This is a genomic window from Streptomyces sp. KL116D, assembly GCF_030766975.1.
GTDB classification, from domain to species: domain Bacteria; phylum Actinomycetota; class Actinomycetes; order Streptomycetales; family Streptomycetaceae; genus Streptomyces; species Streptomyces longispororuber_A.
The window spans coordinates 1-21,431 of record NZ_JASERH010000108.1 but is presented as its reverse complement, the minus strand read 5'-3'; the positions used below and the strand labels follow the sequence as shown (position 1 = coordinate 21,431).

19 protein-coding genes and 1 pseudogene are annotated in these 21,431 nt (G+C 66.0%); 11 read left to right on the top strand and 9 right to left on the bottom strand.

Going from position 1 to position 21,431, the window contains the following annotated elements; genetic code table 11:
* The first annotated feature begins 43 nt into the window (after positions 1-43).
* From RBJ77_RS41610 to RBJ77_RS41600, 3 genes are all read left to right on the top strand, one after another.
* On the top strand, positions 44-763 hold the full coding sequence (locus RBJ77_RS41610; RefSeq protein ID WP_372349729.1) for an FAD-binding oxidoreductase: 720 nt from the start codon (positions 44-46) through the stop codon (positions 761-763).
* A gap of 138 nt (positions 764-901) precedes the next feature.
* Positions 902-1,102, top strand: coding sequence for a 2Fe-2S iron-sulfur cluster-binding protein (locus RBJ77_RS41605; RefSeq protein ID WP_372349728.1), 201 nt, complete (start codon positions 902-904; stop codon positions 1,100-1,102).
* A gap of 90 nt (positions 1,103-1,192) precedes the next feature.
* A complete protein-coding gene (locus RBJ77_RS41600) occupies positions 1,193-1,579 on the top strand; it encodes a TetR/AcrR family transcriptional regulator (protein ID WP_372349727.1) in 387 nt (128 codons plus the stop codon).
* Between the two features lie 1,089 nt (positions 1,580-2,668).
* On the opposite strand, the pseudogene RBJ77_RS41595 reads toward RBJ77_RS41600, so the two are convergent.
* Both RBJ77_RS41595 and RBJ77_RS41590 read right to left on the bottom strand, forming a co-directional pair.
* A pseudogene (locus RBJ77_RS41595) lies at positions 2,669-3,590 on the bottom strand (AMP-binding protein).
* Between the two features lie 372 nt (positions 3,591-3,962).
* A complete protein-coding gene (locus RBJ77_RS41590) occupies positions 3,963-4,943 on the bottom strand; it encodes a Rieske 2Fe-2S domain-containing protein (RefSeq protein ID WP_372349726.1) in 981 nt (326 codons plus the stop codon).
* Between the two features lie 1,786 nt (positions 4,944-6,729).
* On the opposite strand from RBJ77_RS41590, the gene RBJ77_RS41585 reads away from it, so the two are divergent.
* The 3 genes from RBJ77_RS41585 (at position 6,730) to RBJ77_RS41575 (ending at position 7,899) form a co-directional block, all read left to right on the top strand.
* Complete coding sequence (locus RBJ77_RS41585; RefSeq protein ID WP_372349725.1) at positions 6,730-7,023, top strand: hypothetical protein; 294 nt, start codon at positions 6,730-6,732, stop codon at positions 7,021-7,023.
* Positions 7,024-7,145: 122 nt separating this feature from the next.
* Positions 7,146-7,271 (top strand): hypothetical protein, encoded by a 126-nt coding sequence (locus RBJ77_RS41580; RefSeq protein WP_372349724.1) that lies wholly within the window; start codon positions 7,146-7,148, stop codon positions 7,269-7,271.
* 40 nt (positions 7,272-7,311) lie between these two features.
* The gene (locus RBJ77_RS41575; RefSeq protein ID WP_372349723.1) at positions 7,312-7,899 is read left to right on the top strand and encodes an amidohydrolase family protein; all 588 of its coding nucleotides are present in this window, start codon (positions 7,312-7,314) and stop codon (positions 7,897-7,899) included.
* Between the two features lie 358 nt (positions 7,900-8,257).
* Here RBJ77_RS41575 and RBJ77_RS41570 read toward each other — a convergent pair whose 3' ends face one another.
* The 5 genes from RBJ77_RS41570 to RBJ77_RS41550 form a co-directional block, all read right to left on the bottom strand.
* Complete coding sequence (locus RBJ77_RS41570; protein WP_372349722.1) at positions 8,258-8,419, bottom strand: ferredoxin; 162 nt, start codon at positions 8,417-8,419, stop codon at positions 8,258-8,260.
* Positions 8,416-9,720 carry a cytochrome P450 gene (locus tag RBJ77_RS41565; protein WP_372349721.1) on the bottom strand — a complete coding sequence of 435 codons (1,305 nt, stop codon included), beginning with the start codon at positions 9,718-9,720 and terminating at the stop codon, positions 8,416-8,418. The genes RBJ77_RS41570 and RBJ77_RS41565 overlap by 4 nt, the downstream gene beginning before the upstream one ends.
* Before the next feature lie 41 nt (positions 9,721-9,761).
* Complete coding sequence (locus RBJ77_RS41560; RefSeq protein ID WP_372349720.1) at positions 9,762-10,616, bottom strand: mycofactocin-coupled SDR family oxidoreductase; 855 nt, start codon at positions 10,614-10,616, stop codon at positions 9,762-9,764.
* Between the two features lie 12 nt (positions 10,617-10,628).
* Positions 10,629-12,104, bottom strand: coding sequence for an aldehyde dehydrogenase (locus RBJ77_RS41555; RefSeq protein WP_372349719.1), 1,476 nt, complete (start codon positions 12,102-12,104; stop codon positions 10,629-10,631).
* Between the two features lie 269 nt (positions 12,105-12,373).
* Complete coding sequence (locus RBJ77_RS41550; RefSeq protein WP_372349718.1) at positions 12,374-13,141, bottom strand: crotonase/enoyl-CoA hydratase family protein; 768 nt, start codon at positions 13,139-13,141, stop codon at positions 12,374-12,376.
* A gap of 150 nt (positions 13,142-13,291) precedes the next feature.
* On the opposite strand from RBJ77_RS41550, the gene RBJ77_RS41545 reads away from it, so the two are divergent.
* Together RBJ77_RS41545 and RBJ77_RS41540 are read left to right on the top strand one after the other, a co-directional pair.
* On the top strand, positions 13,292-14,158 hold the full coding sequence (locus RBJ77_RS41545; RefSeq protein ID WP_372349717.1) for a crotonase/enoyl-CoA hydratase family protein: 867 nt from the start codon (positions 13,292-13,294) through the stop codon (positions 14,156-14,158).
* Positions 14,159-14,499: 341 nt separating this feature from the next.
* Entirely contained in the window at positions 14,500-15,957 is a 1,458-nt protein-coding gene (locus RBJ77_RS41540; RefSeq protein WP_372349716.1) for a class I adenylate-forming enzyme family protein, read from the top strand.
* A gap of 139 nt (positions 15,958-16,096) precedes the next feature.
* On the opposite strand, the gene RBJ77_RS41535 is transcribed toward RBJ77_RS41540, so the two are convergent.
* Positions 16,097-16,873, bottom strand: a complete 777-nt coding sequence (locus RBJ77_RS41535) for a FadR/GntR family transcriptional regulator (RefSeq protein ID WP_372349715.1) — start codon at positions 16,871-16,873, stop codon at positions 16,097-16,099.
* 327 nt (positions 16,874-17,200) lie between these two features.
* Here RBJ77_RS41535 and RBJ77_RS41530 point away from each other — a divergent pair, with 327 nt between their 5' ends.
* From RBJ77_RS41530 to RBJ77_RS41520, 3 genes are all read left to right on the top strand, one after another.
* Positions 17,201-18,334 carry an acyl-CoA dehydrogenase family protein gene (locus RBJ77_RS41530; protein ID WP_372349714.1) on the top strand — a complete coding sequence of 378 codons (1,134 nt, stop codon included), beginning with the start codon at positions 17,201-17,203 and terminating at the stop codon, positions 18,332-18,334.
* Between the two features lie 95 nt (positions 18,335-18,429).
* Complete coding sequence (locus RBJ77_RS41525; RefSeq protein WP_372349713.1) at positions 18,430-19,188, top strand: SDR family NAD(P)-dependent oxidoreductase; 759 nt, start codon at positions 18,430-18,432, stop codon at positions 19,186-19,188.
* 72 nt (positions 19,189-19,260) lie between these two features.
* Positions 19,261-19,875 carry a TetR/AcrR family transcriptional regulator gene (locus RBJ77_RS41520; RefSeq protein ID WP_372349712.1) on the top strand — a complete coding sequence of 205 codons (615 nt, stop codon included), beginning with the start codon at positions 19,261-19,263 and terminating at the stop codon, positions 19,873-19,875.
* A gap of 576 nt (positions 19,876-20,451) precedes the next feature.
* On the opposite strand, the gene npdG is transcribed toward RBJ77_RS41520, so the two are convergent.
* Positions 20,452-21,165, bottom strand: coding sequence for an NADPH-dependent F420 reductase (gene npdG, locus RBJ77_RS41515; RefSeq protein ID WP_372349711.1), 714 nt, complete (start codon positions 21,163-21,165; stop codon positions 20,452-20,454).
* Positions 21,166-21,431 lie beyond the last annotated feature (266 nt).

Below are 21,431 nucleotides of genomic sequence, written 5' to 3'. Positions count from 1 at the left end.
ATAAAAATAAGCACAGTACGGAGAGAGGGTGGTGTGTCACGTGATGGCACAAGCAAAATCGGTGCTGCTGCGGGTGGCGGACGTGGTGCGGGAGACCGAGGACGCGGTGTCGATCGTGTTCGAGGGGCACCCGGAACTGCCCGCGCACCGGCCAGGCCAGTACCTCACCCTTCGGGTGCCCAGCGAGCTGACCGGGTCGGTCGCGAGGTGCTACTCGCTCGCCAGTTCCGCCGATCGCCACGAGCCGACCCGTGTGATCGTCAGGCGCACCGCGAGCGGCTATGCGTCGAACTGGCTGTGCGACAACATCGCCGCCGGTGCCGAGATCGAGGTGCCGCCTCCGGCTGGGGTGTTCACGCCCGCCTCGCTGGACCAGGACCTCCTGCTACTCGCCGGAGGGAGCGGCATCACGCCGGTGCTGGCGATCGCCAAGTCCGTGCTCAGTACTGGCACGGGGTCGATCGAGCTGTTCTACGCGAACCGGGACGCGGAGTCCGTCATCGCCGCTGCGGAACTGCGCGACCTGGCGGCCAGAGTTCCCGGACAGCTCTCGGTGCGGCACTGGCTGGAGCCGCTCCACGGCCCGCCGCAGGCCGAGGAGTTGGTGCGGCTCGCGGAGGCGGCGACGGGCCGGCACGCGTTCGTCTGCGGCCCCGGCCCCTTCATGGAGGCGGTCGGTCGGCCTGGACGGCGGCCGGAGGCGGGAGCGCAAGGAGATCCACATCGAGGTCTTCACCTCGCTGTCCGGGGACCCGTTCGCTGAGCCCGCACCCGTGGCCGTGGCGCCCGTCAAAATCGGCGACGCCGTGCCGACTGAGGTCGAGATCAGAAGGCGAGGTGCATAAGGGTCGACTGGCCGAAGGGTCACTCTCGTCGACCACCTGCTGTCCTCGGGATCGAGGTGCCCTACATGTGCCGGGACGGCGACTGCGGCACGTGTATCGCCAACTGTCCCTCCGGCACTGTCAAGATGGAGGGGAACAACCTGCTCGAGGAGGAGGACGTCGCGAATGGCGACGTACGTGACCTGTCAGCTCATGTGTGTCGGGGACGAGCCGGTCAAGGTCTGTGTACTGAAGCTGCAAGAATGAACCGGGAGTGAGATGGGCGACGCCGAGCGGACGTCGGAACCGCAGCCGCGTGACAGTGCCGGTGGGCGCGGGAAGGTGCGGGCAGGCCGAGGGATCCCTCGGTGGACGAACGAGTGCTTCAGGCTGCCCGGGACGAGTTGGCGGAACGGGTCGCCGCCTTCAGCATGCGCGGTGTCGCCCAGCGGGCCGGGGTCTCCCGGCCCAGCCTGCTTCTGCGCTGGCATGACGCGGACACGTTGATCGTCGACGCGCTCGACAGTCTGGAACTGCCGGAACTGCCGAGTCTCCCGGGCGTCCTCGAACAGGACCTCTTCGTGGTGGCCGACATGATCGCCGAGCAGTTGGGCTCCTCCGTGTACGACCTGCAGATGAGGATCTTCACGGACGCGCGCGACCACCCGTACTGGTGGAGCGCTTCCAGAACCGGTGATCTGGCCGACTGCGGCGCGCATCGACCAGGTGCTGCAGGCGGCTGTCGAGCGCGGTGAGTTCGCCGACTGACGTCGATCGTGCCCTGCTGGCGGACGCTCTGGTGGGGATTCTGCTGGTCCGCACGTCCGCGTCGGCCGGTCGGCGTCCGCCGGACCCTGCGGCGCGCCGCACGCTCGTTCGGAAGATTCTCCGGTATGTGACGGGCTGAGAGAGAGTGCGGGCCGCTGCCTTCCCGTGGCCGGGGCTTTCGCGAGTGAGGCCCGGGTGCCGGTGAGGCATCCGGGCCACGATCGTGTGCGTCCGCCCATAGAGATCGGTCCTGGCTGTTCGCTAGGGGCCAGGACCGATCGCCATCGTCGTCTCAGGCGATGTCTGCGGCTTCTTTCGGCGCATCGGCGATCGCGGCGGCCGGCCTATTCTTCCCGGTCGGTCGCGTGGGCTGCCATCCGCCGGAGCCGGTGTTCTGTCCCACGTGGTTTCCGTGATGCCCCGGTCGCGGAGAACGTACTTCGAGATCTTGTTCGTGAGGCGTCATCGGGAGTTCGTCGACGACCTGCACGTACCTCGGAACGAAGAAGTAGGGCGCGTTCGCGTCCATGAACTATGCAGAACTCGAGCGGCTCCACCTCCTGCTCGGCTCACGGAGCAGCACGGCATCATCAACTCCTCCTCAGGACTGCACGTCCGGGGTGGGACGCCGACCGCCGCCGCGTTTTGGACCCCGGGAACTGTCGCGCGATGTGCTCGACCTCAAACGTGGACGTGTTGCGGCCCTTGTGTCGCAGCAGAGTCGCTTCTTGCGGTCGACGAAGAAGATTTCGCCGTCGGCGTCCCGGCGGCCGAGGTCGCCGAGTGGTGCCACATGTTCCGGAAGGTCTCGAGGCTCTTGTGCGGCTCGTTGTAGTAACCGTTGAAGACTGCGAAGGGGACGCGGGGGCGGACGCAGATCTCTCCGACCTCATCGACCTCGGTCTCCTGGTCGTCGAGCGTTGAGAATTTTGGTCTCACGGTCGTCGTTGGTGGTGTATCCGCTCGACCCGGACTTCAGGGGCATGCCGGAGGTGCTAGACCGTGGCGCCCGCGATCTCCGACTGGCCGAAGCCGCCGCCGATGATCTCGACGCCGAAGCGCTCCATGAAGGCGCATCATCGTCGGCACGATCGGAGCATGACCATGGTGCGCAACGGATTGTCCGCGTCGTCCTCCTTCGGCGGCTCGTTGAACAGGTAGACGTGCATGGCACCCAGCGTCATGGTGTGGTTAGCGCCGCAGTGCCGGAGCCTGTTCCAGAACTCGCTGACCGAGAAGCGCTTGTCCAGGCAGGCGGTCGTGCCGGTCAGTAGCGCGGGGTACACGCACATGCTCCAGCCGCCGGAGTTGTACATCGGCATCGGATAGTAGAACTTCGTCGCCTTCGCGCACGCCGCCTCGGTACACCTCGTTGTGACGCTGCGCCCAGAGCATCCACACCGCGTGCGATTGCATGACCCCTTTGACGGACCGGTGGTGCCGGACGTCCAGAGGATCGAGTTGGTGTCGCCGTGGTGCCGGTCGATCGTGCCGCGGAAGGGCTCGTAGCTGGTGAACGACTCGAGTTCGTGCATCGTGGCTCCGGGCAGGCCTTCGTCGGCGGGGCCGCCGTTGACCACGACGTGCTCGAACGGTAGATCCTTGAGAGCCAAGATCTCGGCAACAGCACCTCTGTCCACGACCAGGACCTTGGACTTCACCGCGAGCAGCAGCTCGCGCAGCCACTCGCCGCGGTACTCGGTCGACAGGTGACCAAACGCCCCCCGCGCGGTTGATGCCGAACGCGGTGGCGCCCAGGGTGGCGGAAGAGTCCATGAACACGGCGACCGAGTCGTCTTTGCCGACACCGAGATCCCTGAACGCGGAGGCCTGGCGGCCGGCGATGTCGTCGACCTGTGAGTAGGTCAGACGCGTATCGCTTTCGTCGACCAGGAACTCTCGGTCGCCGCCCCTGTCCGCCCAGAGTCGCAGGACGTCGTCCGGAATGCGGTGTGCGGGATTCCCCAGGGATCGAGCTTCATTGCAGCTCCCTAGCAAGCGGACTGGCTCCGAGCGGGCTTCGCTGTCGGAGCCGTTGGTGGGTGGACGAGGGCTCCGTGGGGCTGGCCGGTCCTTCGCCGCGTCTGTAGCTGTGGGCCTTGCGGTTGACGTAGTCGGCCGGATGTCCCAAGGCGATCGCTGGTGCGATTCGCGTCACCGATCGGTCGGCGTCGGTTCACTCCTCGTCCGAGCATGCTTAAGCATCGGACAATGAACCGAATCATATAGCGGATAGAGGGACAAGTGTCTGTGCGAGAGTTCGGAGCTGGGGCCCGCAGTGATCGTTGTCTCAGGGGTGGGCACACACGACGACGCCCCCGCACCGGTAACCGGTGCGGGGGCGTCGTCGTGGACTTCTGCTCCCGTTTGTCAGGGGCTCCGTGCGTCGTCAGGCGGGAGTAGCACGCTCTCCTCGGACTCGCCGACGACCTTCTTGACGCGCTCGCCCTGTGCCTGCTCAATGGCCTTCTGGTCCTCGCTCGGGTGGTCGAGCGGGTAGAAGCGCTTCGACCAGGAGCGAAGCTGGCGGTAGCCCTTGCTCTCCATTGAGGCGAGCGCGGGCGGGTCGAGGTAGATCTGGTTCTGCCAGATCTGCAAGTCCCGCTCCACCTGACGGTTCGCCATGCCCATGCGCTTCACGAGCTTCTCGGGCACGACGGGACCGTCAGAGGGGTCGCGCTTGGGCAGCCATACCGTGGACCGCAGGGTGGCATGGGTGGCGTCAACCGGCGTCACGCAGACCCAGGTGCGCATGGTGTCGGCGCCCCAGAACAGCGCCGAACCGATGCCGAGTCCGATCGAGCGCGAGCGGACCCCGCCCTTGATCGCGCCGTTCGGGGTAAGTGCCGTCGGGGCCTTACCTTCGCCGAAGGTCATCTCGACCTCGGTGACGGAGTCGTACGCACGGAATTCCTGGCGGACGAGCTTCGGCAGGCTGCCCGCCTTGTGGACGTACTGGAAGTGGGCGAAGTCGACGCCGTTCTCCATGACCCACTGTGGGTGCAGGTTGATCTCGGAGCGGAGCATCGTGCCTTCGGGTACGCGCGGTAGTAATCGTCCGCGGTGCTGTTCTCGTCGTACATCCCACCGAAGATGTCCGGGATGTCGAACAGTGGATCGCGGCCGAGTGCGTCGTTCCAGATGAAGATGCACTCGTTCTGTTCCCGGACGTGCCGGACCTGGATCACGGCGGACCTTGTTGGGCCGGTCGGCCTGGTACGGGATGAGCTTGTTGCGGCCGTCGGCATCCCAGCGCCAGCCGTGGAACGGGCACTGGATGCAGTTGTCCTCCGTGACGGTGCCGCCGTGTCGAGGTGCGCGCCGAGTGCTGACAGAAGGCGTTCTGGACATGGACCACGCCGTCGTTGTCGCGCCAGGCGATCATTTCCTCACGTCGAAGTAGTGCATGGGCTCACTTCGCCCACGGCGACTCTCGGCGGACCAGGCGACCTGGAACCAACCGGTGATGTCTGTGGTGGGCATGGGGGACTGGTTCGGGACCGGCTTCATCTGATCTCTCCATCGAAATCTGCGGGTGCTCCCGTACGGGTGGTGCGCGCCCGGCGGGGTGGGATCGCATAGAGGTGGGACCTTACCGCATCTAAATGGACCACCATGGTCTAGTATTTGTCGAGGGCTTGCATGGTTGACAGTTGTCGGCGTCGGGGAAACCGCCTTGGCGATGGCAGGTCGGTGGACCCGGCCGGTGGCTCGCGCAGCGGCGTTCGCGCGACGTCAGAACTTCTCGGTCTCGACGCTGAGTCGCTCTCGCCGGCGCCGGCAAGGCGGTCTCACCGGGCGATTACCGTGCCCGCGGCTCGCCTCCAGGCGAACCACACACACATCGGTGCCTCGCGGCGTGATCGCCGACGCGTCGCCAGCGGCCTTCGACCTGCGGGTTGGGAAGTTTGCCGAGGCCGACCATTCGGCCGCGGGGCTCGTACGACCTCCCACTCCTCGCCGAAGGCGGAGTACGCCGAGATGTGTTCCTGCCAGTAGCCGTTCTCGCCGAAGTCGACCTGCCGCTGACGTCGCTGGTGAAGCGGACGTTGCCGTCCTTGTCGGTGAGGATGGCGAAGCCGAAGTGGTCGCTGCCGAGAGTGAAGTGCGGCCGGCGTCGAGCGAGCCGTCCTTGTAGACGGTGGCCCAGGTGTACCAGACGAGTTCGAGCTCTCTCCTGGACCAAGGCGTAAACTCTTGGTCTTGTAGACCTCGCCGCCTTCGAGCATGTAGATGGGGTCGAAACCGACTTCTCAGGCCACGTACCTGCTTGCCGAGGACCGTGCTCTTCCAAGCGAGGAAGATGCTGGCGACGCAGTGCAGCTACGCCGGCGTCGCGCATGTCCCGGCAGATACCAGTGCACGCCGGGCTCGAAGGAGCGTGCCGTGGACATCCATGACGCCCTTTTCGAACCAACCGCACTCGCGCGGGGTCCAGGTGACGTGGACAGGGGTTCGCGGTCGCGTTCGGGTCGCTGCGCCAGTGGACGCGGCCGTCCTCTTCGAGTGTCTTGGTAGAAACGCATCGTCGAACCGATCCGCGCCCCGCTCGTCGCAGGTGCATGCCAGTCTTCGGGCCTGCGGTGGTGAGCAGGAACAGTCGGCGGCGGGTGTCGGGCCCATCGGTGGGCAGTCCTGCGGGGATGCGACGCATGCGCGAGCAGATCTCGCCGTCTCGTCGCGGAAGCCGCCCCACAGCGCTACAGCTGCTCCGGCGGCACGCCGAAGCAGGAGCGGCCGGACACCCGCGTCCTCAGCGTCGGTTGGAAGGCGCTGACCGTGGCCTGCCACCCGAAGTCCCTCTGCGCGGGGCGGCGTTCTGTTTGCATGGCTCATTCGCGCTCCTCTTCTCGTCGGCGGCGTCGATTGCCGACGCGCTCCGCGATATCCCCTTCCCTAGGCATATCATTTAACTGATTGCTGTACGTCATGGGAGCCCCGGTGGGCGGCATCCCTGGCCGCTTCTCCGGTGTCCGCGAGGCGAGTTGAGCACATGTTGGTGTGCGAGCGGGCGTTGCTGTCGGTCCAGCTGTATGGCACTCTGAAAGCATCCTTCAAGATGAGAGACTCTCTGATTATTTCTGCCGCTACGATTCCGAGAGCGGCATGGAAGGGCCTGCGAGAAGGACCTCGGACTATGGCGCTGATCGAGAACTCGATCGGGGAACTGCCCTACAAGCTGCTGGACTCTCGACCAGCACTCGTCGAGAGCTGCGGACGACTGCTTCACCAGGTTCATGCGCCCAGGGATCGCCTCGACACCGCGGTGCGGCCGATCATGGCGGCGGACGGGAAACGCAAGATCCTCCTGGCGAACGACCGGATCGTCACCGCGCTGGAGAACGACCTCGACCAGGCGTATGTGCCCGGCTCGCTGGTCGAGACGCCGCGCGCGCGTGCCTCCGGGGAGCGACCCCGAGCGGTTCTATGAGCCGATCCAGAAGGAGTACCGGGACAAGAATGCGAGGCTCATTCAGCTCACCGAGCAGCAGATCGAAAAGTCGATCATGTACCCCGGAGGTTGGGGTCTGTTTGCCTGGGCGTACCTGCGCGGTGACGTGCTCTCACGACAACCTGACCTCGTTCAACCGCTGGATCGACGAGGACTGGGGCTTCAACACCCAGGACCGCATCCATGCACCGGCCCTGCTGTCGCTGGACACCCTGACCGCGCCGTGAGCGAGCCCGACCGCGTGCTGGCTGCAGGTGCCGGTTCATCATGCTGCCGCCCGGGCCGGTCAACGGCCGATCGCCAGGCGACCCGTACTTCGACCCGTTCTGGGCGCGGGTCAACGAGGCGCGTGCGGTGGTCGCCTTCCACATCACCGAGTACCACTACCAGGAGAACGTGGCCTCGCACTGGGGCTGGGGTCTGGTGCCGCCGTTCCAGTTCTCGGCGTGGCAGTGGCAGAACACCTATGGTGAGCGCCCGATCACCGACACGTTGTCGGCGCTAATCTTCGACAACCTGTTTGGTCGCTACCCGAACATCCGCGTGCTGGTCGGTGAGTACGGTGCCGAGTGGGTGCCGCACTTCATCCGTCACATGGACAAGAGTCGCGGCATGGCGCGCAACGGGCAGTGGCTGGGCGGTCAGCTGGCGGAGCGTCCGAGCACGATCTTTAAGAAGCACGTGACGCGTGGTCCCCTACCCGGAGGACGACACCGTCGACCCCGTCTCGCGGCTCAGCGTGGACTGCTTGGTGATGGGGTCGATTGGCCGCATGCCGAAGGCCTGCGCGAGCCGGCGGACTTCTACGCCAAGGTTGAAGGACTTGGGAAGAGACGCGCAAGAAGTTTCTCGTGACAACGGCTTGGAGCTGTCCGGCGCTGCCTGACCAGTGGCTCGGGTACCGGCACGCATGCCACGGGACCGGCGTTGTGCACCTCTCACGCGTGGCGCACCGCTGGCCGAGAGCATGCAAGCCGGCCGACCAGGGCGGGCACGAGAACTGAAGCCCACTGCCAGCGAGAGTTCGGAACCTGAACGCTGGTCCGAGGACGCGAAACTGTCCTCCGCAGGCCGTGAGGCGCAGGCATGTAGACGCGACGCGCACGAGCGCCGCGATCGTCCCTACGGCAACGGGCGAGTTCTAGAATCCCTTCAGATTCTCTGCCCCACTGCTCACCGGATCTCTCAAGGCCCGGTGAGCAGTGGCCGGCTCTCAGCTGGAGTCGCTTCCTGCCGCCGTGATGATCGCTGCTCGTTCGGGACAACCGGCTTCGGCGGTCCGGGCTTCGGCTTCGAGTTCCGTGCTGACGGTGCCGACCACAGCGGTGGCGTGGCCGTCGTCGTCATTCAGGTCAAACAATTCCGGAGCTGTCATCGCGCACAGTGCGTGCCCCTGGCAGCGGCTCGTGTCCACGTGCACCTGCATGTCGTCCACCTCTGCAGGCCGGCGTCGAATCGGCCGACCGCGGGCCGGGCGTGAACGAGATGGGCATGGTCTCCCAGCCGTTGACGATGCCGATCGTGTCGTACCCAGCTTGGCGTTCTCTTCGTCGACGACGTAGTCCGGCATCGGGTGAGCACCTCCCGCAGCACGATGTCGAACTCGATCCTCGCGATGTGGGAGCCGATGCATCGGTGCACGCCCAGGCCGAACGCGACGTGCCGATTCGAGACCGGTCCAGTACCACGGCGTCCGGCTAGAACGCGGCAGGGGTCCCGGTTGGCGGCGGCAAACGCGACATGAACACCCGATCTCCCGGATGCATGGGCACACCCTGCGATGTCCGACGCTACGGTGGTCGTACGGGCAAGGCCCTGGGTAGGTGTGAAATACCGGAGGAACTCCTCCCGGGCCTGCGGTATGCGCGACAGGTCCGCACGCAGCCAGTCGCGCTTCTCCGGATTCCTGCCCAGCCAGTGGATGGCATTGCCCATCAGTGAGGTGGTGGTGTCCACACCCCCCGACAGCAGCAGAAGCAGCATGCTGCGGATCTCGTCGTCGTCGAGCGGTGCGCCGTTCACCACCGCCTGAGTCAGCCAAGTGATCAGATCGTCTCTCGGCTCGGCACGCCGCTCCGCGACAGTGCCCATGACCTTGGCCAGCATCGTCTGCATCTGTTCGACGACGCGCTCGAAGTCCGGTGTCCCGGGCGGTTCGTAGACGATCGCATGCAATGGTTCGGCGTACGGGCGCCAGTCCTCGGTGGGCAGGCCGACCATCGCGCAGGTCAGGATTGCTGGTACCGGATTGGCGATGTCGAGAATGAAGTCACCGCGTCCGCTCGCTATGAACCCGTCGATGCATTCGGTGACGACCCGCTGGACGAACGGGCCCCATGCCCTGGAGGCCTTGGGAGAGAAGAACGGGTCGATCAGCTTGCGGTACGGCCTGTTCTCCGGCGGGTCGTACTCGATCGGGACGCTCTCCTCGGGGGAGGGCGGGATCACGATCCCGGCGGGACAACCGGGTTCGGTGACGCCGGGGATCTGCCGGCGGCTGGAGAACGTCCCGTCGTCGCCGAGTACGCGACGGACCTCGTCGTAGGTGGTGACGGCGTAGTACCCGCCCCACGCCTCGGTCCGGGTGACCGGGCAGGCCTCACGCATCCGGGTAGTGAGGTCAGGCCAGGTGTCCGCGTAGAGAGGCGAGTGGTGGTCGAACGGGGCGTCGGGCACTGTTCCGGCCGGTTCGTTGGACATCGCGCCTCCTTGACTGTTCAGGGCTTGCTGGTGTTCCCGGCGTCGACCGGGAGTGAGACGCCGGTGATGTACCGGGCTTCGTCCGAGGCCAGGAAGAGGACGGTGCCCGAGATTTCGCTTACCCGCAGGACCGGAACGGGGCTGTACTCAGTGCCCGGGGCGCTGTCGAGGTCGGGCAGCATGTTCATGGCATTGAGCGGGAAGGTCCGGCTCTGGGCGAAGAGTTCCGGGGTGTCGGTGCTCGATCCCATACCCGGGCTGGCGACCCCGGTCGGGTGCACCGTGTTGACACGGATCCGGTACTCGGCCAGTTCGTTGGAGAACGCGCGCATCAACCCGACGACTCCGGTCTTGGCCGCGGCGTAGTGCGCGTAGTGCGTCTGCCCTCGCAGCCCGGCGGCCGACGACGTGATGACGATCGACCCGCCGTGCGGATTGCGCTTGAGGAGGGGGGCCGTGACCTGGATGGTGTTCCACACACCACGGAGGTTGGTGTCGATGATCAGGTCGTACACGTCGTCGCTGATGTCCAGCGATGACTCGTGAAAGGTGATGACACCAGCGTTGGCCACCACGATGTCGAGGCGGCCCAACTCCTCAACGCCGCGGTTGACGGCGGCCTGGAGAGCCGAACGGTCACGAACATCAGCCTGAACCGCCACGCACTTGCGTCCAGCCTTCTGCACCAGTTCCCGGGTCTCCTGAAGGTCGTCAAGAGTGGCGGCCTGGTAGCGCACCCTTTCGGGGTAGGGCGTGGCGAGGTCGGTGGCGATGATGTCCGCGCCCTCCTCGGCGAAACGTAGGGCGTGCGACCGCCCCTGCCCCTTGCCCGCACCGGTGACGAAGACGACTTTTTCGCTGAACCTCTGCATTTTTTGCTCCCTTTAGAGTGCTATCCAGACGTTCTTCGGCCGCATGAATTCCCTGATGCCGTGACGGCCGCCAATACGGCCGTATCCGCTTGACTTCACACCGCCGAAAGGAACGGAGGCGGGAATGCCGAAGCCGCCGTTGACCCAGATGTCGCCGACCTCCAGCGATGCCGCCAGGCGGTGACACCGGCCCAGGTCGCGGGTGTGGATGTAGCCGGCCAACCCGTAAGCGGTCTCATTGGCGAGACGCACGGCGTCATCTTCGCTGTCGAACGGGATGAGGGACTGGACTGGTCCGAAGATCTCCTCCTGTGCGAGCGAGGACTGGGGATCGACGTCGGCGAAGACGGTCGGAGCGATGAAGTAGCCGTCCTCAAGACCATTGCCCAGACGCGAGCCGCCTGCCACAAGGCGGCCATGCTTCTGTGTGACCGCGGTGTCGATAACGCCGAGGATGCGCTCGCAGGCCAGCTCGCTGATCACCGGTCCCATCGTCGTACGCGCATCCATGGGGTCGCCTATGGTGATGCTGCCGACGGCTTCGGTGAGGCCGGCTTGGAAGTCGTCGTAGAGACCCCGCTGAACCAGGGTCCGTGTTCCGTTGATGCATCCTTGTCCGGAGAGGTTCACGCTGATACCGGCCAAGGCGCTCTGGATGGCGGTGTCGATGTCCGCGTCGTCGAACACGATCACAGCCGATTTCCCGCCCAGCTCGAACCCCAGCGGTACCAGTCGCTCGCTCGCCGCCGAGGCGATCCGGCGGGCCACGGCAGCGCTCCCGGTGAAGTGGATCTTGTCCACGCCGGGATTGCGCACGAGGGCCTCCCCGGCCTCGGGGCCACCCGGCAGCACGGACACGACCCCTGGGGGAATACCCGCCTCGTCGAACAGCTCGGCCATCGCCAGCGCGCTGAACGGGGCAAGTTCCGGAGGCTTGACGACAACACAGTTGCCCGCCGCCAACGCAGGCGCCAGTACCTGCCCGAGTGCGGTGATGGGTCCGTTCCACGGAATGATCACTCCGATCACGCCGTAGGGTTCCTCGAGGCTGTAGTCCAGCGCCGGTATCGGCCACGTCTCGTGGACCTCGCCGCCCCCCTTGTCCGCCCACCCCGCGTTGTAGGCGAAGAGATCGGCCGCCATGCCGCCCTGTGCCAATGCGACCGTCAACGGAGTTCCATTGTCGATCACATTGATCCGGCTGAGTCGGTCTGTGTGCTCGGTAATCAGACGGGACACCGCGGCCAAGGCGTCCCTTCGCCGGTCCGCCGGGGTGGCACGCCAGCCTGGCAGCGCCGCGCGCGCCGCACGCACCGCCTGTTCAATCTCGGCTGCACCGGCCAGTGGCACGGTGGCCGTCGGGCGGCCGGTCGCGGCGTAGGTGTGCTGATAGTCGCCTCCCTCAGTGCCGTTGACACGTGTGTCGCCGATGCGCAGAACCGGCTCCGGGAGCAGTTCGAGTGGTGGTTCGCTGATGGTGTTGCTCATCGAAAAGTCACCTGCTGACTCGAGTCTCGTGGGCATTCGGACAGCTACTGGGCGGTGCCGTCTTTGTGTCACTTGTGAGTCCTGCTGTCGAGCTCTACCCCTTCGGCGCCCCGTCGACTGAGGTCTGCACTGTCCTGTCGACGGACATGGCGGACCCCGCGAGTGCGCCCTCATTTCGACCAAGGTTATATAGTCAAATGATTCGTCTTGGTAGTGCAGTTACCTGTTATACGAGGTTTCCCGTGCATAGTTGCCGCCTTCATGTGCCGTCACCGGCCGCGCCAGCGGGGTGCGCGCTTCTGTGTGAAGGCAAGGGAACCCTCCCTGGCGTCCTCGGAGGAGAGGATCCGGCCCGATGCGGCGAGCATCCGCTGCCAGGTCTCCTCGGCGGGCCAGGTCGAGGCCTCGGTGAGGATGTGCTTCGTGGCGTGGACGGCCAGCGGGGCGTTGGCGGCGATGTCCCGTGCCAGTCGTAAGGCGCCTTCCAGCGCATGACCCTCTTTGGTGAGCCGGTTTACCAGGCCGTACATGTGGGCTCGTTGAGCATCCAGACGGGCGCCCGTGAGGGCCAGTTCGATGGCTACGCTGCGGGGGATCGTCTGGGGCAGGCGCAGTAGCCCGCCGGCTGCCGCGATCAGGCCGCGCTTGACTTCGGGAATGCCGAACTCGGCGTTCTGTGCCGCCACGACCATGTCGCAGGCCAGCATGATTTCGCAGCCGCCTGCCAGTGCGTATCCCTCGACGGCGGCGATCAGCGGCTTCTGTGACGGAGACCGCGTCAGCCCTTCCAGCTTTTGGTCCTTGCTGAAGGGCTGGCCTTCGGTGGCGAAGGCCTTGAGGTCCATTCCCGAGCAGAAGGTGCCGCCCGCCCCGGTGATGATGCCGACCCGCTGGTCCTCCCTGCGGTCCACCTCCTTGAGGGCAGTTGTCATTCCCTCCAGCACCGCGCTGTTGATTGCGTTGCGGACCTCGGGGCGGTTGAGGGTGATGACGGTGATCCCTTCGTCGCGGAAGTCGACGAGCACTGCATCGGCCATCTGGGGCTCCTGACGTTCGACGGCTCGGGAATGGACGGGCGGGGGCGGTCAGGGGTGCGGGCGCCATCCGAATGTGACGTTAAAGCTTAATGGTATAACTGAATCAACGGTAGGGAACCGCTACTGTCGATGAGGGGATGGAGGCCGGGCGTGGTCCACCGAGATTACGAGACGCTGCTTGTCGGGCTGGAGGAGCGCGTCCTCACGGTCACGCTCAACCGCCCCGAGAAGCTCAATGCCTTTAACCTCCAGGTCATGCAGGACCTGCTGGATGTCTTCGACTACGCCGACGCGGAGGACGAGATCCGGGTCGTGGTGGTGACCGGCGCGGGTCGGGGCTTCTGTGCCGGCGCGGACGTCACCAGGGGCGGGAAGGCCTTCGACCACGGCAAGTCCGGTGCCGCGCACCGGGATTCCGGAGGCAGGGTAGCCCTGCGGGTGTACGCGTGCACCAAGCCCGTCATCGCCGCGGTCAACGGTGCCGCAGTGGGCGTCGGTGCCAGCATGACGCTGCCCATGGACATCAGGCTCGCCTCGGAGGAGGCCAAGTTCGGTTATGTCTTTGCCCGTCGCGGCATCGTTCCCGAGTCCGCGGCGAGTTGGTTCTTGCCGCGTGCGGTGGGGATGCAGTACGCGATGGAGTGGGTGGCGACCGGGCGCCTCATCGGCCCAGAAGAGGCCCTGGCCTCGGGTCTTGTCAGGTCGGTGCATCCGCCTGATGAACTGCTTCCGGCCGCGTACGCGATCGCCCGGGAGATCGCCGACAACACCTCCGCCGTCTCTGTCGCGCTCTCCCGGCAGATGATGTGGCGGATGCTGGGGGAGGGGCACCCGATGGAGGCTCACCGGTTGGACTCCCGGATCATGGGGCAGATCGGTGGCGGCCCGGACCCGGTCGAGGGGGTGGCATCCTTCCTTGAGAAGCGCCCGCCGCGGTTCCCGGGTCGGGTGTCCGGTGACATGCCCGCGGTGTATCCGTGGTGGGGGAACGAGGAGTTCCGCCCGCTCGGGGAGTGACCCGGAACCGGTAGCCTTCAACGAGCCCTGTTGGCTTGCAACTTGATCAGACTCGCGAGCCCGCACTCTAGATAGATAAATTATATGCCTGTATCGTCTGTCCGTGGCGCTCTGTACGGACGCGAGACGTCGGGATGAGTCTCGCCCTCCGCGAAGGGCGCAGCTGGTTTCACCGCGAAGTCGAGAGCCCCGGTTCCTAGCGTCGCCCGCGCGAGCAGGAGGCGCCGAAAGTGACGCCGTGCTCCTCCAGCGGTCGAGGGCCTCATGTCGAGGAGGACATCGAGCATGACAGGGCAGAGATTCCCTTGGAAAACGGGCACTGCGACCGACCGGCTGGAGCCTTGAGTGCGCCGATAGGCGCCGGACGGACGGAGCGGGCGACGGCCACCTGGTCCGCTCTCGTCGCGGCTGCCTGCAACCACTCCCGCCCCGCTGTCCGGTTCGGGGACCTCGAATGGAGCGGACACGAACTTCTGGACCGGGCCGGAGGTGCCGCTGCCTGGCTCGAATCCCTCGGCCACACCCCAGGCCTGGCGCTGCCGGCGCTCGTCGCCAGTTCCGCCGACGCTCTGGCCCTGGTGATCGGCGGTGCGGGCTCCGGGCATCCCATCGCGCCTCTCGGTGTACGGATGACCCCCAAGGAGCTCGCGGCCGTTGTGGTCGCGACCTGCTCGCCGGTACTGGTGGCCCAGTCCGAGTTCGCCGAACTCGCCCGGGATGTGGCGGAACTCGCCGGGTGCAGGACAGCCGTGGTGCCGCCCCTGACCCCGCGGTCCTGGTTCCCCCGGTCTGAGCCGGATGACATCGCCATAGTCCTCCATACCTCCGGCACCACAGGTCTGCCGAAGCCCGTTCCCATGTGTCAGTGGCGTTTGGCGGCGCGGGCCAGGGTGAACGGCGCGCTGTGCGCTTTGGACCCCGAGAGCTTCTACGGAGGCAGCGCGCCCTTTCACCACATCGCGGGACTGGGCAACATGTCGGTAGCGCTTGCCGCCGGTGCGCTGATCACAGGGGTGCCGAGCTTCACTGTCGACGGCTGGCGCCTGCTGCGTGAGTGGGGGATCACTCACACGAGCATGGTCCCTGCGATGTTGGAGATGCTTCTCGCCTCGGGCGAGGCCCACCAGGAGAGCCTGCGTGTGCTCCAGTACGGAGGTGCTCCCATCCGCGCTGCCACTCTGAGTCGGATCTACCAGGCGATGCCCGGAGTGCGCATGCTCAATATGTTCGGCCAGACCGAGGGATCACCGGTCAGCGTCCTCACGCCGGAGGAGCACCAGGAGGCCGTAGCAGGCCGGCCGGAACTGCTCGGGTCTGTGGGACGGGCTGCCCCGGGAGTCGAGCTGCAGATCCGCGAGCCCGGGCCCGACGGGGCAGGCGAGGTGCACGCCCGCGGCGACCATCTCTTCGCTGTCGACGACGACGGATGGCTGGCCACGGGTGATCTGGGACGCATCGCCTCTGACGGCTACCTGTATCTCCTCGGCCGCAAGCACGACATGATCATCCGTGGCGGGGAGAACGTTCATCCGTTGGAGGTGGAGACCGTCATCATCTCCCATCCGGACGTCGCCGACGCGGCCGTCGTCGGTGTCCCGGACGCCCGGCTCGGTCAAACGGTGGTCGCCTTCATCGTTCCAGCGCGCCCCGGTACCGTTCCCGATTCCGACAAGCTGCGTACCTACGTGCGTGAGCAGCTGTCCGGCTTCAAGGTCCCCGTTCGTTGGCACACGGTTGACTCCCTGCCGAGGAACCCGAACGGCAAGTTGCTGCGTCGCAGCCTTGGGGAGGACAGCTGAGTTGCCGGTCGGGCCGAAGCCGATGATGGCGGGGGCGACGGATCGGTCCCTCCCGATCGAGGAATCGAAGTACCGCAGGCGCGTGCGACGAGACTGGTGCAGCGCACCGCCCCTAATGAACGGTGCGACGGTGCTCTGCTTAGTCGATCAGCTCCAGCACGGTCTTGGCACCTGCTGAGTTGACGACGTCGTCCGCGCTGGTCAGGTGTCGGTGCCACAGCTTCTCGGCCTCGTCGGCCTTACCTGCTTCGATGAGCTTCACAAGGCGCAGGTGTGCTCGGTGGCCCTTGAGTGCCTGGGCCTTGTGCTCCTCGGAACCCGCGGAGGCCTCGACGTGGGAGGCGTTGGCGCGGTCAACGATGTACCGCAGGATGCCGCACAGCAGGATGAGGGTCTGGTTGCCGGTGAGTTCGACGAGCAAGGCGTGGAATTCGTCCTGTGCATCCACGAGGGCCAGAGGATCGTCCAGCACAGCCTTCTCTGCCTCAGCGGCGTCACGCAGACGCTTGACCGCTGTGGCGCTCGGCTTGGCGGCGAGTTGACGTACGCACGCAGGTTCGATCATGGCGGCGGCGCGGTACAAGTCACCGAGAGTGGCGCCGCGGTATTCCAGGATGAGTCCTGCATAGCGGGCTGCTACGTCCGCCTCCGGTTCGGTCACCCGGGCGCCGCCGTGTGCACCGCGGCGCACGCTGATGAGCGACTCGGACTCCAGCACGCGGAAGGCTTCGCGGAGCGTGGGCCGCGAGATGCCGAATTCCTCCATCAAGCGCGACTCCGACGGAAGCGCGTCGCCCGGTGCAAGCTCGCCGCGGACGATCTGGCGGCGCAGATTGCCCGCGACCAGTTCGGCTGTCTTCGGGACGCGTACCTGCCGTCCCACGCGCGCCCGTGCAGGTGTGGACTCGGAGGTCACTGGTACTGCTGCGCGTGCCGACTCGGCCACTGCGAGACTCCTCTGCTGGAAATCGCCAAATGATTAGCCATAACGCATGGATCATAACAGGTCAAGGGGGCGGCGTCAGTCGCGATGTGAAGCTCCAGAGGCGGGTCGCCATCGAGGTCATTCATTCAGCGGGTGGAGGGGCCTCGCGAAAGTCCTGTGCGTCCGGCTGTTGACGGCGCTGATCCGCGCTCACTACCTTATTGAGGTAGATAATTGATCTTAGCTTGCTGTTTAGAGAAGTGGGGCGCGCGGTGGGTTGTCCCCAGCAGTGCAGAGTCAAGCGCGAAAGGACCGTTCGTGACGCAGCCGGCTGAAGTCGCCAGCTTCCGGGAGATGGTGCGCAGCCAGGCTCGACGTCATATCGAGCCGTTGGTGGCGGCCGTCGACCAGGAGCAGAGCTTCTCCCGCGAGTTGTGGCAGCGCCTGCGGGATCTGGAGATCTTTGCGCTCCCCTTCCCCAAGGAATGGGGCGGTGCGGAGGCAACCTTTTCCGCCTTCATCGCTGCGATCGAAGAGCTCGGTCGTGCAGGAGCCATCGCCGCCCTCTATCCGGGAACAACGATCCAGGTCGCCGACACCCTGCTCCGTCTCGGTACCCCGCAGGTGCAGAAAACGTGGCTGCCCGGGCTGGTCTCCGGCGAGGCCATCGCTTCCTGGGCTTTCACTGAACCTCAGACCGGATCGGACCCACGTCAACTGGTGACACGTGCGGAGCCCGACGGAAGCGACTGGATCCTCCACGGTAGTAAGCAGTTCATCTCGTATGCGGGCGTCTGCTCCGCAGCCCTCGTCTTCGCCCGTACGCCTGGCGATCGTCTGGGAGCTTTCCTGGTCGAGGCCGGAACTCCGGGTTGGTCGGTGGGGGCCCCCGCGAAGGTGCTCGGGCTGGGCGGCAGCGAGCCATGCCCAGTGTTCCTGGACGGTGTGCGTGTTCCGGGTGAGAACGTCGTCGGGGCTCCGCACAATGGATTTGAGGTCATGCTCGCCGGCGAGGCGCGGGGCAAGATTCGGGCTGCCGCGATCTGCGTAGGCATAGCCCAGCGTGCGCTCGACGAAGCAGCCTCCTACGCACTCGAGCGCACGCACCGGGGTGTATCCATCGGCCGGAAGTTCTCCGCGATCCAGGGTCACTTGGCGGATATGCAGTCAAATGTACTGGCGGCCCGGGCCCTGGTGCAGACGGCGGCTCTGCTGATCGACGAGGGTAAATCGGTGACGACGGAAGCGGCGGCCGCCCGGCTGGTGGCGGGGAGAACTGCCCACGAGGCGGCGAGTTCCGCCCTCCAGGTGTGCGGCGCATACGGATGGACCCGGGACATGGTGGTCGAACGCCTCTTCAGAGAGAGCAAGTTCTTCGAAGTGACTCAGGGGTCAGCAGAGGTCCAGCAAGCCATCGTCGGGCGCGAGGTACTGAACCGGGTCGCTGGTTGAACGGACGACTTCTCGCCGCTGTGTGAGGCCGAGCTGCTGAGTGCAATACGCCGAACTCGTCCGGCCCTGCGTCGGATTCTCCTTAGGAGGTTCACTTGAGCGACAAGCGACTTGACGGCAAGTGTGCGCTGGTCACCGGTGCGGGTCAGGGCGTGGGGCGCGGAATTGCCCTCGCTCTTGCTCGGGAAGGCGCATCGGTTACCCTCGCCGGCCGGACCGAGAGCAAGCTGGTGAAGGTGGCGGACGAAGTGTCCGCTCTCGGGGCGCGCGCGGTCGTGGTCACGGGCGATGTCGGGGTGCGAGCCGACATCGAGCGGATGGTTGCCCATTGCGTAGAAGGTCTCGATGGGCTGGACATTCTGGTCAACAACGCCCAGTCCTCCTTTGATGCGCCGTTGATCGACACGACGGACGACGACATCGAAGAGGTCATTCGAACGGGCCCCGTGGCCGCCTTCCGCGCGATGGTCGCTGCCTTACCGCACCTCCGACTTCAGGGAGGGAGTGTCGTGAACCTGGGGTCCAGCTTCGCGATCGACGGCACCCCCGGCTTCGGGGCCTATGCCATGGCCAAGGAGGCCATACGCGGCCTGACTCGTGTGGCATCTCAGGAATGGGGTCCGTTCGGAATCCGGGTCAACACCATCTGTCCCTCGGCGGACAGTCCCGCCGCTGAAGAATTCCTGCACAGCCTGGAAGACCCCGAGCAGTTCCTCGGGCAGTTCCCCCTGGGGCGCATTGGCCGGACGGAAGAAGACATAGGGCGATCCGTCGCCGCCCTGGTCAGTGATGACCTTTCCTACCTCACCGGTGCCACACTGATGCTGGACGGAGGGCGCACGCTAATCGCTTGAGGCGGTGGCCATTTTGAGGCCGAGCCACGCCCGATGCGTAAGGGGTGAGTCCGACCCTTAGACTGGACGGCGATGACCAGTGCCCGTAGAAGTCCACGTTCCGACGGTCGCCGTAACCGCGACGCTCTGCTGGAGGCGGCACGCCGAGTGTTCGCCGAGCGTGGATTCGACGCCCCGATGGAACTCATCGCCCGCGAAGCCGGTGTCGGGCGCGGCACACAACATCGGCACTTCCCTACGCGGGAGAGCCTCGTCGAGGCGATCTTCGATGACCGCATGGACGCGATCGCCGAAGTGGTCGCGACCGCACCGGACCCGGATGACGCGTACCGTCTGCTGCTGCACGAGGTAGTACGCGCACGAGTCGCTGACCGGGCCTTCGTTGAACTCTTCGACTACCACGAGTTCTCGCCCGAAGGGGTCCGCCAAGAACTCGCCGAGCGGTTCCTGGCGATCGTCGGCCCTGCCCTGCGGCGTGCGCAGGATGCAGGCAATGTCCGGGCGGATCTGCGCCCGGACGACACGATGCTCCTCATCGACATGCTGTGCGCGGCGGTACGGGAACCAGGCCCGGTGCGGCCGGCTGACCGTGCCGAGCGTGCTGCCACCCTTGTGATGGAGGCGATCGCGGCCAAGCCGCACCGTCTCGCACTGGACTCCATTTCGCCGGTGTCCCCGGCGGATTAGACGTCCTCTCGTCATGCCATGCGGTGATGACATGCGGCCGCGTCCGTGACCGCATCACCCCGAGGGGTGCACCACTGCACGGAGTGAGGTTCCAGACCTCTGGAGCGTTGTAGTGCGGGGCAGCGGCCGAGATCCCAGCGTGTCCATGAACGGCACCCCCCGTCAGGAGTGCGGAGCTTCCGCGTGGAAACCTGACGCGGTCCTGCAGGTCGAGGTTGAAGGCATCAAGAGCCGATGTCGCGACACAGTTGATGCCTGGTTGGTTCCGCGGTCAGGACCGCTGGGGGATCTGCTGTGTGTTGCGTTGATGCGTGATCTCCTCCGGCTGGGGGAGATACGATGAACTCAATCAGGTTCTGAACCGCCTCGCTCTGGTGGGCGCAGTGGTCCGGGAGGCCGTCGTTCTCAGCTTTCAGCTGCGCGACTTGGTCGCCCTGGGCGAGGGTAGGAAGGCGCTCGCTCCATGCGCGGTGCGCTGCGGGGCATGGGGTTCAGCTCCAGAGGGCGGCGCTACAGGCGGTATGCCGACCAGTGTCCTCCCATACCCCGGAGCGCCAGAAGGTACCCCGTACGTGGCTATACGTCTGTTACGCGCAGGCCTGCGTGCGCCTTGTAGCGGCGGTTCACCGAGATGAGGTTCGCGACCAGGGACTCGACCTGGTGGGCGTTGCGGAGCCGGCCCGAGAAGATGCCGCGCATTCCCGCGATGCGCCCGGCGAGCGCCTGCACGATCTCCGCGTCGGCGCGCTCCTCGCCGAGAACCATGACGTCGGTGTCGATCTCGTCGACCTCCGGGTCGGAGAGTAGGACGGCCGACAGGTGGTGGAAGGCGGCCGTGACCCGGGAGTCCGGGAGCAGCGCCGCGGCCTGTTCCGCCGCGCTGCCCTCTTCCGGCTTCAGGGCGTAGGCGCCCTTCTTGTCGAAGCCGAGCGGGTTGACGCAGTCGACGACGAGCTTGCCGGCGAGGTCCTCGCGGAGGGCTTCGAGGGTGGCGCCGTGGCCGTCCCACGGCACGGCGACGATCACGATGTCGCTGCGGCGGGCGCACTCGGCGTTGTCGGCGCCCTCGATGCCCAGGCCGAGTTCATCGGCCGCCGCCTGCGCGCGCTCGGCGGCACGGGAGCCGAGGATCACCTTCTGGCCCGCGCGGGCGAAGCGGTAGGCGAGGCCCTTGCCCTGCGGTCCCGTACCGCCGAGGACGCCGACGACGAGTCCGGAGACATCGGGCAGGTCCCAGGGGTCCTTGGCCGGAGCATTGTGGCTGCCTTGGCTGCTATCGGTAGAGGTCATGCAGCGACCCTACTCAAGGGGATGAGCCTCGCGTGAGGCACCCCCCGAAAACGACGAATTATTTAGCTATTTTGGGTGCCGTGCGGTGCCACTGACGCTGCATGAGCAACACCGCTGCGTGGCTGCGGCAAGGACTGTCGGAAGGGGAGGGCCGCCAATGGTGCAGCTACGTACAGGGTCTCGCCGATCACGGACTCGACCCTGCTGGCGACCTCTTGGCCTCAGGATCTGTCTGCTGAATCAGTTGAATCAGCTGCTGAGTGCTA

Coding starts and splice junctions, on each gene's coding strand:
- RBJ77_RS41585 (WP_372349725.1), top strand. CDS start 6,730: ATGGCGCTGATCGAGAACTCGATCGGGGAACTGCCCTACAAGCTGCTG.
- RBJ77_RS41610 (WP_372349729.1), top strand. CDS start 44: ATGGCACAAGCAAAATCGGTGCTGCTGCGGGTGGCGGACGTGGTGCGG.
- npdG (WP_372349711.1), bottom strand. CDS start 21,165: ATGACCTCTACCGATAGCAGCCAAGGCAGCCACAATGCTCCGGCCAAG.
- RBJ77_RS41555 (WP_372349719.1), bottom strand. CDS start 12,104: ATGAGCAACACCATCAGCGAACCACCACTCGAACTGCTCCCGGAGCCG.
- RBJ77_RS41550 (WP_372349718.1), bottom strand. CDS start 13,141: ATGGCCGATGCAGTGCTCGTCGACTTCCGCGACGAAGGGATCACCGTC.
- RBJ77_RS41560 (WP_372349720.1), bottom strand. CDS start 10,616: ATGCAGAGGTTCAGCGAAAAAGTCGTCTTCGTCACCGGTGCGGGCAAG.
- RBJ77_RS41570 (WP_372349722.1), bottom strand. CDS start 8,419: ATGACAGCTCCGGAATTGTTTGACCTGAATGACGACGACGGCCACGCC.
- RBJ77_RS41590 (WP_372349726.1), bottom strand. CDS start 4,943: ATGTCCAGAACGCCTTCTGTCAGCACTCGGCGCGCACCTCGACACGGC.
- RBJ77_RS41520 (WP_372349712.1), top strand. CDS start 19,261: ATGACCAGTGCCCGTAGAAGTCCACGTTCCGACGGTCGCCGTAACCGC.
- RBJ77_RS41575 (WP_372349723.1), top strand. CDS start 7,312: ATGCTGCCGCCCGGGCCGGTCAACGGCCGATCGCCAGGCGACCCGTAC.